General features: G+C 42.7%; 8 protein-coding genes. All 8 read right to left on the bottom strand.

All coding sequences use genetic code 11. From position 1 onward, the window contains the following. Positions 1-193: 193 nt before the first annotated feature. A complete protein-coding gene (locus AC1DG9_RS18625; RefSeq protein WP_477612219.1) occupies positions 194-1783 on the bottom strand; it encodes a RagB/SusD family nutrient uptake outer membrane protein in 1590 nt (529 codons plus the stop codon). 31 nt (positions 1784-1814) lie between these two features. Then, on the bottom strand, positions 1815-5015 hold the full coding sequence (locus tag AC1DG9_RS18620; RefSeq protein ID WP_337717652.1) for a SusC/RagA family TonB-linked outer membrane protein: 3201 nt from the start codon (positions 5013-5015) through the stop codon (positions 1815-1817). A 700-nt stretch (positions 5016-5715) separates the two neighbouring features. After that, on the bottom strand, positions 5716-5859 hold the full coding sequence (locus AC1DG9_RS18615) for a DUF5627 domain-containing protein (protein ID WP_477635021.1): 144 nt from the start codon (positions 5857-5859) through the stop codon (positions 5716-5718). 19 nt (positions 5860-5878) lie between these two features. Then, the gene (locus AC1DG9_RS18610) at positions 5879-6559 is read right to left on the bottom strand and encodes a DUF1735 domain-containing protein (protein WP_477635020.1); all 681 of its coding nucleotides are present in this window, start codon (positions 6557-6559) and stop codon (positions 5879-5881) included. Between the two features lie 28 nt (positions 6560-6587). Further along, positions 6588-8342: a RagB/SusD family nutrient uptake outer membrane protein gene (locus AC1DG9_RS18605; protein ID WP_337717649.1), complete on the bottom strand. Its 1755-nt coding sequence runs from the start codon at positions 8340-8342 to the stop codon at positions 6588-6590. 26 nt (positions 8343-8368) lie between these two features. After that, positions 8369-11170, bottom strand: a complete 2802-nt coding sequence (locus AC1DG9_RS18600) for a SusC/RagA family TonB-linked outer membrane protein (protein WP_337717648.1) — start codon at positions 11168-11170, stop codon at positions 8369-8371. Positions 11171-11204: 34 nt separating this feature from the next. Next, positions 11205-13022, bottom strand: a complete 1818-nt coding sequence (locus tag AC1DG9_RS18595) for a RagB/SusD family nutrient uptake outer membrane protein (protein WP_288882464.1) — start codon at positions 13020-13022, stop codon at positions 11205-11207. Between the two features lie 11 nt (positions 13023-13033). Beyond that, positions 13034-14716: SusC/RagA family TonB-linked outer membrane protein (locus AC1DG9_RS18590; RefSeq protein ID WP_477635019.1), on the bottom strand; the 1683-nt coding region annotated here is incomplete at its 5' end.

The following is a 14716-nucleotide window of genomic DNA, read 5'->3' as shown; positions in this document are numbered from 1 at the left end:
GCGTAGCACTGTGCAAAACGGTATCATTAGGTGAGGCGGCATAACTCTTAATACTCGAAATGACTGGAGCAGAACTGCTTTCAGTCTCTTTTTTACACGCAGGTAATACAGCCGCTATCATTAAGAAAAGCAGCAAAGAGTACAAGGTCAGATATGATTTTATTTTCATAACAATATCTTTTATTTTTTTTAATTAATAATATGGTACCGGTGGTTCTGCCAATTTAGGGGCGGTGGTTAGCTCAGATGACGGAATTGGCAACGTAAATGAAGCGATAGTTGCCGGTAGCGCAGCCGGTGGAGCAATAGTATCCCTTGTTGCTATTTTCGTTACAGGATCATAAGTAAACGAAATCCGACCGTGGGTAGCATCCTGATCATTAAGAAGCTTCACAGCATTAGCCGGATCGTAATAAGAATACCTAACCAGGTCTATCCAGTATTGTCCTTCAAAAGCAAGTTCAACTCTTCTTTCAGTACGCAGTGCTGCAGGTGTCAGCACAGTCACCTTATTCAGGCCGGCCCTTTCCCGCACCTCATTGAAATAGTGTAACGCATCCGCATCGCTCGTAGTGCTATTGTTACCCAAAATGGCTTCGGCATATACCAAATACACATCGGCCAATCTAAGCATTGCATTGTGTTCGGGGGATGACCAAGAATCCATTGTTGGCAAGTTATTATCTTTTTCGTTGCCAACCATGTGTTTTTTCATGCCCGTACCTTTTGCCGTATAACCACCATCGGCGGCAATCAATTCGGGATAAAAATCTCCGTTGAGCATGATAGTGGCTTTACGCCTTACCGTATCCCTAGAAGAATACATCCGGTATAAATCGTAGCTTGGCGCCAAGGCCATCCATCCCCCTTGTTTTTGAGGAGTAATGATGTTATCTGGCGCAAATAATTGCTGTAGGGCGTTGCCAGTTCCATAACCCACACCACCGGCCCATTGAAGGGAAAATAATGCTTCTGGGTTATCGTTGTTTTGTACCTTAAAAAGATCATAATAACTAGGAAACAATTTCAAGCCGCTATTTTTACACACATTGCCAGCATACTTTTTAGCACTGTCAAGCAAGGCCTGGTCGCGGCTACCATTTTTGCCTACACCCGCCATCGTCAAATATGCCTTGCCCAGCATTCCCTGCGCCGACCAGGTAGTTACCCGGCCTTTTTCATCTGTCTTAGGAAGGTGTTGAGCTGCGTAAGTCAGGTCATTAGCAACGAATTTATAGACATCCGAAACAATGTTGCGATTACGCAGCGGATCTTTTATCAGCTTACTGTTATCTTCAATAATTGGCACTGCACCCCAATATATCCCCAAATGATAATAAGCCATGGCACGAATAAATTTTGCCTCAGCGATGGCAGCATTTTTGTCTACTTCCGAAATAGACGGATCAGCCTTCTCTTGTATGGCTTTAATAACCGTATTACATTGTGCTACAGTATTATATAACCCAATCCAACCCCTCGTCACAAGACCATTTTGGGCGGTAATGGTACGTGTAAAAAGCTGTACCAAATCGCCATTATATGGGAAGCTAGCGGTACCACTCAATACGTCGCCAAGTGGTATCCAGCACTCATTGCTCCATGCCCACCAGTGCGAACCGCCATAAAGGCTTGCCGTAGCCAATCGCACATCGGAAGTGGTTTTATAAAAATTGGTAGAACTTATCTGCGAATTGGACGGACGGTCCAAAAAACTCTTTTTACATCCGACAAGTGCTGCTACACATAGCAGGATGATGAAAATTTTGTTAATTAATTTCATAAATATATGTTTTTAATCGGTGATCGTTTTATTATTTCAAGGCTATGTTTGCACCAAAAGTAAATACCCTTGGTTGCGGATAATAACCGTCGTCCCAACCTGCCTGAAGTGGATCCCATGAACCAATTTCAGGATCCATGCCTTTATATTTTGTAATTACAAATACGTTGGATACATTGGCATACACCCTAATTGAACCCACCGATATTTTTGATAAAAGACTTTTTGGCAAGCGGTAACCTAAAGTGATATTTTTACACCTCAGGAATGAGCCATCCTCGATCATCAAACTGTTAGGACGAAGATTACCATTGGTATTGTCGTTTCTCAACCCAGCAATAGTTGTATTAGGGTTGGTAACATATACGTTGTTAACATCGGATGGAGAGCCGTTAGGATCTACCATAGCCAAGTTTGCATAATCTAACACCGATGTAAAAAAGGCAGCGTGATTTTGCGGATTGGTTTGCTGTATAGCCGTTTGATTGAATATCTTGGCACCATAACTGCCACTGAAGAAAATATTCAGATCTAAATTTTTGTAGTTAAATGTATTATTGATACCATATTGGAATTTGGGGATCGGGGAACCCAAAAAGGTTTGATCTTTTGAGTCGATAATACCGTCGCCATTCAAATCCTTGAACATACGGTCACCGTACCAGATACCACCTCCTGCTAGAGAGATCGGATAAGGGTTGCCGCTTGGGTCAGCAGGCCGGGCATGGTTTTTAAAATCTTCTGGAGTTGAGAAAATACCATCAAATACATAGCCATAAAATTCGCCGATGGGCCGCCCCACCGTCGTTTTTTGAATAATATCGTTAATCAAATAAGATTTCTTACTTAAGTTAGCATCAGCTCCACCTGCACCTAAGTAGGTCACTTTATTGTTATTCCGCGATACGGTAAAACCAGTTTTCCAACTGAAATTTTTACCATTAATATTGGTAGAATTGATTTGGATATCAAACCCTTTGTTGGTTATCGAGCCGACATTGGCAAAAGGCGCTTGCATGGCTCCAGGCCCATAGCCCGCTATAGCACCAGAGTATCCTGGAAGCGGCACCTGTAATAAAAGACCATTTGTTAAGCGGCTGTAAGCTTCTAATGTAAAACTTAAGCGCCCCTTTAAAAGCGTTCCGTCAAGCCCGGCACTGTAATAATTAGTTTTTTCCCACGTCACCTCCGCGTTTTCCAAATTGCTTTGAAACTGAGCTATACCTGATAGACCATTGGCTATTGTTTGAAGCTGGGTCACAAATGTATTGCCCGGTATGCCCTGGTTGTTAGTAATCCCGTAACCGAGTCTCAGCTTCAATTCATCTATAGCTTTTATATCTTTTAAAAACGCCTCGTTTTTAATTTTCCAGGCAAATCCACCTGAATAGGTAGTCACCCAACGGTTGTATGACGGAAAATTTGAAGAACCATCGCCACGTATATTTCCGGTGAGCAGATATTTATCATTCCATGAAAAATTGATACGGCCGAAATAAGATTCCTGTGCAGAGCCTCCCGTAGGGTCTGATAATGAATTGTAGCCGAAGTTTGTGGCCGTGGTAGCATCGCCACCACTAATCGCCTGCACATTATCTGAAGGGAAATTCCTTCGTGCACCGCCAAGATTTTGAAAAGTACTCTCTTGCGATTCATGACCCGCTAAAGCATCAAAATGAAATTTTTTGAAATTATAGTTGTAAGTTAGAAAATTGCGTATTACTGCATAAAAATTTTGACCGGCGCTAGAGGAACCAAAGTTAGGGCTTTCATTACCCTTGCCAAAACTATAAATTGGCGAATACCTATCTTCTGTATTAAAATCGAAATTACCGGATAGCTCATTTCGCAGCGATAACCCTTTAGCCAATTGTATTTCGGCATACACATTTCCGAATACTTGATTTCGCTTTCTTAAGTGTTTGATAATTTTTGCCAATGCCACCGGGTTGGCAACAGGTGCTACCCAACCGTTGGGATCGGTAATCCCTCCCCAGGAGCCGTCAGGGTTGCTTACCGGAACATCAGGACTAAGGCTTAGTGCAGTGGCAATTACATTACCGGAGGTTGAGTTTACTTTTTCATCAACATGCGACAACTGAAGGCTCGTCCCTATTTTTAGCCAATTAGTGGTTTTATTGTCTAAATTCAGCCTTACCGAGTATCTGCTAAAATCAGATCCAATGGCTATCCCTTCCTGGTTAAAATAGGAGGTTGACAGTAAATATTGGGTTCTGTCATCCCCACCGCTTACAGTAAGTGTGTGATTCATCTGCGGGGCTTTCCGGAATAATTCTTTTTGCCAGTCGGTGCCCTTACCTAAATATTGAGGATTGACAAATAGGGGTCTTTGATCAAATTCCCAGCCCGAGCTAGCGGACCGCGCATTAATGAGAGTAGCAAATTGTTGCAAATCAACTGTAGGGAGTCGCTTAAGTATTTCCTGGTAACCGGCATAGAAATCATAAGTTATCTGCGGTGCTCCGGCTTTCCCCCTTTTTGTAGTGATCACAACAACTCCATTGGTTGCCTGCGAACCGTATATGGCGGTTGCCGAAGCATCTTTCAATACATCTATGGATTCAATTTCGGCAGGATTGATGGCATTTAATGGATTAGAACCACTACCGGGATTGTTTACCGGTGGAATAATAATACCATCTATTACGTACAGTGGCGAATTAGAGCCACTTATTGACGACACGCCACGTATTTGGATAGACACCCCACCGCCGGGCTGGCCCGATACCTGTTGAACCACAACCCCGGCAACTTTGCCCTGCAGGGCCTGGTCAAAAGTAGTTGGCTGGGTTTGGCGTAAGTCGTCTCCCTTGATTGAGCTTATTGAACCTGTAACATCTTTTCTTGCTACCTTAGCATAACCAACAACAACTACTTCATTCAGATTTGTATTGTCGACACTTAATACCACATTAATGACATTGCCACTACCAACTACGATCTCCTGTTGTGTAAAACCCATCATCTTAAAAATGAGGACATCACCAGTATTTGCCCGTATCAAAAACCCTCCGCTTTCATTAGTAGATACGGCCGTATTTTTATGTTTAACCTGTACTGTAGCCCCCGGAATTGGGGCAGAATCACCTGCCGATACGATTTTCCCTATAATTTGCCGCTCCTGGGCATACCCCGTTAAATGCAGGAGCACGATTGAAGTTACCAACCATAAAAAAATTGGTAATTTCCTGATAGAAATTGTTTGATTCATATTTGATTTATTTTGGTTTATTTGGTTGTGGTTATTGCTAACCACTGGAATATTTTTTATGGAAAGAGTATGTTTGGTCCTTTCCCTTCTGGCAGAGCATTTAGCCCCCGATAAGAAAATTGCAGAACTAGAAAAACTTAGACATATTTTGCTCGGATTTATAATTAATAAATGATTTCAACATTTGCGAAAAGGTTGGTTTTATCAAATCTCCCTGCGATTTGATCGGTTTATTATTGGTTAGGTGAAAATCAAATATAGGCCGCAACCATGCCCAGGAATGCTTCAAATGATAAAGAGAAGAGCACTTATGTTAACCTAAAATAAACGTATTAGATCTGCCGATTTTGACAATAAATCGATAAAGCACTACAATTGGAGCACATTTTTATGATTAGTACCTTCCAGGTGTGATTAGAGAGATCACTTAAGTTTTTACGCGGTCTATATGAACAGCAAAGAGAGAGAGACTTCCGGTTTGAATTCAATTCTATATTGGAGCATAAATAAGTGTCCACAGAAAACTTCTCGACCAGTTCTACCAAACCTGAATTGGAAAGGAAATTATTTAATTTGATGATCTTAGTGCGTCGGATACTGACAGCATTGAACTCATAAATAGGGTTATGAGTTATCAGGTAATGAAAATGCCGGATCGGTGACTCAGGGTTACACAATCCGGCAAGATTTTAGATAGTGTCTATTTGTTATAATAAGGCGTAAAAAGCTGAAAGCTTTCAGCCCTGTCTCGCATGACCAAGGTATCTGCAAACACATGGGTAGATGCGCCTAATTTCACCTGATAGTCGAGATAAAGCACGTCCCTTTTTTTATCTCCCCACATATCGCCGTTTTTAACATACTTACCCTTTCCGGTAACGGTATAGATATACTACTGTTGTGTCCGGTGATTTTTCAATCCCTCTACGCAAATAAATTGCATCCCAGGGGTTTTTATATTTAACTGCAAACAGGATGTAATCTTTCGGTGGGGTCGACCAGTCTGTCCCGATCAGGCGGTTTCGGCCAGACCCACTAGCAGCTACCCCACTTAAAATAGAATCTGCATTCGCGACTTTCGTAATTTTTAAGGGGATGACGTAGGTTGTTTTAGCAGCCAGCGGGTCTGCAAAAAAAGCATCCGTTAACTGTATCTTTATTTCTCCCATCATTGATCCCGAAGGAATCGTAACGGTCATATCTGAAGGCAGCGAATAGTAATTCGATGGCATAGGCAACACCTGATCACCGGTTGCACTTTCCAGTGTCAGATTATTACAAAGTGAATTGTCAACGATTACATCCAGGGTGCGATCCTGCTTGTTGCTGTACACCCCACCCATTGTGGCATATATAATACATTGATGTGCGTTATCGAGCGTATTATCAGATACATAACTGGTCCCCAGTACAATCGTTCTTACCGGGTATTGATTTGCAAAATAAACCGTGGTAAATTTATAATCCGGGAATTCTACGTCACCGTTTCGACATGAAGTCAATAGTGAATATCCTATAAGTAATACAAAAATAATTTTTTTCATTGATTTATAATTTAGCTATCATTAAATATTACCAACCGGCATTTTGAATCAGACCCCATTTCTGCACTTCACTATCAGGTAATGGGCCAAAAAGCATGTAATCATTGTACAGTCTGGTTTCAACGGGGCTAACCACAGAGCTGCCATCAGGATTAATGGTTACACCTTTTGCAGGTTCGGTCAGGGATTCCTTCCATCGTCTCAAATCCCAAAAACGGAATCCTTCAAAACAAAGTTCCAGGCGTCTTTCATTATGGATGAGTTTTCTCATATCCTCGGTGCTCGATATAGAGGCGAGGAAATTGTCAGGTTGCGTAATTCCTGCTCTGCTACGAATGGCCTCTATAACCTCCCTGGCGGAATAATTATGTGAGCCTTTACCATCAGGACCCCAGGCTTCATTAGCCGCTTCGGCATAAGCTAAATACAGCTCAGTATATCGGATGTATGGCACATAATGCTTTTGCGTATTTGAATTTGCCGGATCGACACTCACATCTTCACGGAGCAATTTCCGCATATAATAACCAGTACGCGTTGATGTGGGAATGGCATTCAAACCATCATCGGTGCTCCCTTTTTTCGTATAAATAATGCTGCCTTTAGATCCTTCCTTACTACCGTTTACCACTACATACAAGCCCAGTCGGGGATCGCGACCCGCATTGGGATTACCAGGATTGTAACCGCTATTCGGATCATTTATCGGGTACCCATTGGCCATGGGGAAAGCATCAACCAGATTTTGTGTTGGATTGACACGACCATTTCCATATAGGGTTGGAGGATAATTGTCCTTCTCCAGACTGTTTGCATCACTCACATTTCTCCGCCATAGCATCTCTCTGGGATTCAAGCCCGCAGAGAGTCCGTTTATTTCGCTTGCATTGCTGCCCGCATACCAGACATGACCATTTCCTGCAATACCCGATAACCCGCCATTCAAGTCGAGAACAGCGGCGGCGTCATCAGCAGCTTTTGTCCAGGTAACTGTTGTGCCTCCTTTAAATGCCGGACTGGCTGCCAGAAGGGAAGCTTTTGTGCGAATACCTTTTACGATTCGCGCGGTCATACGCTGACGGTTGTATGCACCAAATACACGATTGTAGTCGGCAATGGTAGTTTTACCCGCATATTTTGCAGGAACCTGGCTGGCTGAGGTAATGTTCTCAAAATCAAGCGGCAAGTATTGCTCCGCCAGGTCAAGATCCTTATAAATCTGTTGTATGCATTCTTCAAAAGTATTACGGGGCACCCTAAAATCAGACTTACTGTCTTGCGGGGCGGTAAGAATGGGCACACCTAATAAACTCCCCCCCACCCAGCCGGTATGGGCCTGTAACAGATTGTACATAAATAAGGCCCGCAGTCCATATGCCTCTCCTTTTGTCCGGTCATTAAACATTTCTTTGGTATACTGGCCGGTAGTAGCCCAGGTCACCTTGTCTGTTTCCGACAATATTAAATTGAGGTATTGAATAGCGGCAAATGACGAGGTCCATTGTTCCATCGGATTACTTAATGAAGACCATTTTCCCGTAGCCATTAGCCGATAGGTATTGCTGGGATCATTAGAGACCGCATCATCGGTTGCTACCTCAGTGAAAGCATAATTTCCTCCGGGTAGCCTGACATAACCATTAAGCAGCAGACCCTCTGCAAAAGCAGCGTCATTGTATATCTCGCTAAGATCACGGATATTTTCATCGGCAGGGGACAAAATTTTCTTACACCCTGAAAAAAATATAACCGATATCAATATAAAAACCAATTTCCTTTTCATATAAATTTAATTTTTGATAATCAACTTTAAAAATCAGCTTTAATCCCAAGGTTGTAGAAGCGTGTTTGTGGAGTTGAACCGATGTTCAATTCCATTACCGCTCTGTCTTTGGCAATCGTTAGCAAATTGCTGCCACTGGCATAGATGTTTAACCCTTTTACGAAAGAATTTCTAAGTACTCTTCCTGGGAAGCGATAGCTTAACTGAACTTTGGAAAGATTAATCCGGTCAGTGCTGTAAGACCAGAAATCAGAAGTACGAAAGTTATTATCACTCCCAAGGGTCGACAACCGTGGGTAGGTTGCTGTGTTTTTTGTCTCCTCTGTCCAACTGTCCCGAACAACTGCAGAATACTTCGTGGCACCTGAAACCCAATAGTAGCTGTTATTTTTAATTGCAGTTCCACCAAAAGACCCTGTTGCCAAAACAAAAAGTGTAAAATCTTTAAATTGGGCAGTAACATTCAAGCCACCTGTGAAAGGATTGCTCCACCTGCCAATCATCACCTCGTCTCTGTCATCAATTACGTCGTCCTGGTTCTGATCTTTATATTTAATGTCTCCGGGCCTGGTTACGCCAAACTTTTGTGAGGCATGGCCAGCAATATCGTTCTGGTTGGCAAACAGACCTTCACTTACTAAACCAAATATGGCATCTGTTGGTTTACCAGCCCTGTTTCTGTACAGATCTGCGTATAACTCATCCCGCTTGAGGGCTTTTGTCGTTACGTAAGTACCCGCTATGCCCAGGGTCAGTTTAAGATCTCCTAATTTTTCATGAATATTGAGGTGGATGTCTGCTCCTTTATAGCTATTCGCAGCAAAATTTGTATAGGGCACAAAAGAGGTCGCCGGAAAGGACGTTAAAAAGTAGCTCGGAAACAACGAGTAACTCTGTACAGGGATTCCGTCTTTTTTAATTAAAAACATGCTCGCGCTGAAATCCAGTTTGTTGTTGAATAAAATGCCTTCGATCCCCAGATTGACCTCTTTTCTCCTGGCATAGGACAGGTTTAAATTCTCACCACGTGAAATTGTGGTTGCCTGATTGACATAGGTTCCATCCGCCCAGGAGAAAAAAGCCGTTGAAGAATAAACAGCGTTATATAAGTAGTAATTTCTAATATCGAAGTCCAGATCAGTATGGATGATACCTGCAGATGCAGTCAACTTTAACCGGTCAACCACCTCTGAGTTTTTCAGAAAACCTTCTTCGCTTAACAGCCATCCTAAGTTCACTGTAGGGGAAAAAGCTACACGTTTATTGGTGGCTAACTTGGTCGAATTGACAACAGCTCCGCTGAAGTCGGCATAGTATTTATGATCATAGTTATAAGAAAATTGTATCCCAAGATTACTGTTTGTCCGGTATTGATAATCACCTGTCATACGGCGCTGAAGACCGGATGCAACTAAAATAGCAGATAGGTTATGCTTCTCTTTAAATGTGTTTTTATAATCCACATGAAAATTGAAATCGATCAGCTGATCACTCAATGTATTGGTTAAGTTCTGCGTTCCGGTTTTACTGTCTTTGTTAAACAAGGTCAGTTGAGTTATCGAATCGGCAATATTGCTCCAGGTTGGAACATACACGGCATAGGTGTTGTTGACGGATTGATTATAGGTATTCGAATAATCAATACTTACCTGGCCATGAAAAGATAGTCCTTTCAATACACTTTTGAGGTCAACATCTATCCCACTGGTGTATTGAAACTGCCGGCTTGTAAAAATGTTATAACCTGCAGCGTAAGCATCAGCTATTGGATTGGTCAGGTATTGCTGGGTACCGCCCAGCAGATATTTACCATCTATAATGTTGCGGCTGCCGGCTACCAGGTTTTGAGCAGCCTGAGCATTTCCTTCAATTAAGCTGATCGGGATCAACGGAGCAAAACGCTGAGGCTGAACAACAGCAGCCTGTCCCCAATAATCTCCTAATGCAGTTCTATTGTTCGCAAACACCGTAGACACATTTATATAGGTGCTAATGGCATTGTTCAACTTCAGGTCTATATTGCCACGTATGTTAAAACGTGAATTTTGCTCATTCTTGCCTTCTCCAAAATTGAGTAATGAATTTTGACTTTGGAAACCAGCGAGCGCATAAAAACGTGCCCGATCATTACCCCCAGAAAACTCCCCGTTACCGGAATAGGTATTGTACACTTTTCGCAGATAATCTGAGGAGTAATAATCCACATCAGGATAGCGGTACAGATTAGCACCTGAAGCAGCATAATTTTTTATTGTAGCATCGTCATACATGGGTGCCAGACCATCATTTTTAGACGCCTGATTGTAATAAGTCATGTATTCAGCCGACCCTAAATATTCAGGATAGGATTTCGGCACGTTGATGCCGCCATTCACACGTATGCTAGATTGACGATGTCTTGCCTTACCGCGCTTACTGGTTATTAATATTACGCCATTAGCTGCACGACTCCCATATAGGACCACGGCGTTAGCTCCCTTTAGAAAAGAGATTTGCTCAATTTCGTTGGTCGTGATATCGTTCAGGGAACGAGGCACCCCGTCTATTAATACCAGGGCCGCTCCTAAATTCCAAAGATTACTGCCACCTATAAATGCCTCTGTACCCTCCAATGGATAAGTCCCATAATGCTTTTCCAGGTAAGAGGATGGGTTCAATACGGAAATCGCGCCGGCTAAATCTTTAAAACTTACGGTTCCGTAAGCTACATGAACTAAAGAATCGATGACGGAGGTGTCTGGTACTCTCTCTATAGTTTGACCTACAGCTCCGAATATAACCCCAAAGCACATCCCACATGAAACCAATACTATTTTTATGTATTTCATTATTTTTCCTTTTTAAGCTTTAAAAACTATGCTTTTAATAACCCGGATTCTGACCGAATGAGGGGTAAAGCGTTACATCGTTTATTTTCAGTGGTAACCAATAATTTTTATCTTCAAACTTGCGTGTTAGCAGTATCGTCTCCTTTATATTAATTGGCTTCCCGTTGGGACCGCGATCAAAATCAATAGAAGTCTTTTCTCTGTATTTAAGTTCTCCGGCAAGGAGCCAGCGGCGCAAATCATTGTAACGGATTTCCTCTTCAAAACCAAGCTCCATTGCACGTTCCCGAATGATTTCACTCATGAATTTCGAGTTGTCTGAAACATATTTCTGGGCAACATCTCCCGCATTGCTGCGCCTTCTTATTTTATTGAAGGCTTCCTCGGCAGTGATGTAATTTGGCCCATTGCTCTTGCCAGAGCCATACCCCTGCAAAACTGCTTCTGCATACATAAGGTACACATCGGCCAGGCGCATGTATGACAAGTGCATATAATTGTTAGGGAAATTATCTACACTATTTGCGGTCATAGGGGTCAATTTACGCAGTAAATAACCCGTCCGGCTGGTTGAGGAACTGTTGCGGCTGTGTCCGGTGTTCGATAGGTTGGCGTACCGGTATTTTTCTTTATCTGCCGGAGCAGATCCCTTAATAATCTGATCGCCATCGATTACGATATCATTGTAGAAACGCGGATCCCTGTTGGTCCATGGATCTGCAGGATTGAAACCAGATTCAGGATCATCGATCGGAAGCCCGTTGGCCATCCCATAATTTTCCACAAAACGGGCATTGGGCGATGAATATCCTCCGCCAATATTCCCCTCAACAAACACAGAACTCGGACCCCAGGGACATCCGGCAAACCAGGCACTATAAACCGGGTTTTGGAAGATCGCTTCAGGAAATCCGGGGATAAAACTCCCACCGTTGGAATAGAAAAGTGTACTGTATTTAGAAAAATCGACCAGCTTAACCCAGGTCTCCTGATTGTCGACCATTTTTAGCAGCTCTGCAAATGCCTCAGCTGCCTTCTTGCAATAGTCAGCATTGAACGATGCCGCACCTGTCGATGCTTTGTTCATCAATGGGCTGCCTGCATATAAGTAATTTTTGCCTAAATAACCCAATGCAGTTATTTTAGTAACCCGCAGCTGATTTTTCCCTAAGGTAATCTTACCCGCATCTGTTTTATCCCAGTTCACTGGCAATAATTCAGCTGCTTCCTTAAAATCCTTTGCAGCAAGCTCAGCCGTTTCCTGATAATTCAAGCGGGGCAATTCCAATTTTGAGCTGGCAGACAACACTTCATTAACATAGGGAAGCCCACCCCAGTAAGTCATCAGTTCAAAATGGAACCAACCACGAAAAAACAACAACTGTCCTTTGATCAGGTCCTTCTCTTCCTGTGTCCCGTTGAGCTTATCGAGATTGGCCAGTCCTAAATTGGCCTTATGTATACCGTACCAGGCGTTTGGCCATAAGCCTTTTCCAAATCCACTGCCCTGATCGGAGTTGTAACTACCTGCATCCAGCCAGGAAATCCATTCGGCAGTTGTCCAGGACCAGGAATCTCCATTATCAAACTGTTCATTTAACCAGGTTACGCCAGTCTTATGTACGATTTCGTCCCCCAGAATCCAGTTGGCAGCCCAGGTCTTACTGGTAAACTCCGGCACACAGCTGTAAAGCTCCTCAGTGAAGCCCTGAAAATTATTAAAATTAATAAAAGCATCTGTTGGCGAAATATCAGCATCAGGTGCTTTATCCAGATATTTTTTACAAGAAACTAGTCCTACTATCGCAAGAAAGACAAAAAACTTAAAAAATAGATTTGTGTACTTTTTCATATTTACAGTAGTTAAAAAGTTATGTTACAACCAAAATTTATACGTCTAACAGTGGGGTAAGCCGTAGATGCCCCATTGTCAACTTCGCGATCATCAGGCATTTTAGTCCATAACCATAGGTTATTGCCATTCACATAAACCCGCAAGGCACTGAGGCCGATCCTTTTTAGCTGGGAAGATTTGAAGGTGTAAGCGACTTCCGCAGTTTTCAGTCTGACATAGGATCCATCATACAAATAGGTAGTTCCATAATATGGCATTTGAGAAGCATACCTGGGCATGGTCACATCGGCATTTAAATTCTCCGGACTCCAGTAGGAACCTTGTTTATACACATTGTCGTAATGATCCTGTCCGGAGAAACTTACCAATTGCAGGGAACGATTCGCATTGCTCACGCCATAGAACTGAACGAAAGTGCTAAACCCCTTCCATTCAAACCCTAAGGTTGCATTATAACTGTTCTGAGGCCGCTGAGGATATCCGTAAGGGACAATATCCTCATTATCAATGATGCCGTCCCCATTATAGTCAACCATCTTAAGGTCGCCCACCAGTTTCTGGTTGTTGWTGGTATTGAGCTGGACAGTACCATAAATCTGGTCCCATGTATTGGCATATCCATTACTTAAATAGGAATAGGTCTGGCCAATTTGTTTATCTGCTCTTTTTAAATAATCATCCTTCAATTGTGGATCATCCGCTTCAATAATCTTGTCTTTAGCATGCGTCATACTAAAATTACCCCACAAACGTATCCCATTGTTCAATACTTTATTAGCGCGTACCTCGATCTCATAACCTTTATTTCGTACAATGCCCAAATTAGCCGTAGGTGGTCGGACGCCAAAATAAGAAGGTACAGAACGGCTTGTACCATCCAATAGAATACCGGTACGATAGTCGCTAAAGACATCCACACTCCCGGATAAAAAATCATCAAATAAGGAATATTCGATCCCATAATTGGTCTTTGTTACCTTCTCCCAATGAATATCCGGATTACCAACGCTCGTTTGTGCTTCGCGCCACCAGGTATAGGGGCTGTATTGATCACTCGATGACCCCAAAGGTGTATTACCTCCATAGGTCCATGTTGTGGCATAGAGCCAACGATTTGCAATGTTGTCATTACCCACCTGACCACGGGAAACACGAAGTTTTAAGGTATTAATGAAGGTCAGGTTTTTCATGAAATTTTCCTTGCTGACCATCCACCCCACTGCTGCCGAGGGAAAGAAGGCAAATCGGTAATTGGGGCCAAATTTCTCAGAACCGTTGTACGCGCCGTTGAATTCGGCAAAATACTTGAGCCCGTAATTATAGGTAACCCTGCTCACCCAGTCTTCACGAAAGTGTTCAAATTCACTGCCACCAGCATATTTGTCCCTGCTAAACAACCCCATTGCAGTGACCGCGTGGCTACCGAACGTCCTGTCATAATCCACAACTGCCTGGTAGAATACTTTACGAAATGTTGAAGCATTCTGAACTGCGTCGGTATTAACGCTCCAACGAGAGGGTATCCAATCGAATTGATTTGTCCCTAAGTATTGGCTTAGGGTGACTTCGCCTGTGACCGGGTTAATGTATTGTTGTTGAATGGTACCATTGTCATAAATACCTCCTTGGGATATAAATGAATTATCAAAAGAGAAAGTCCCTTTCGCTGACAGACCTGTTAAGACCATACC

Source organism: Pedobacter sp. 05L430, assembly GCF_056397585.1.
This window is presented reverse-complemented; position numbering and strand designations above follow the sequence as displayed.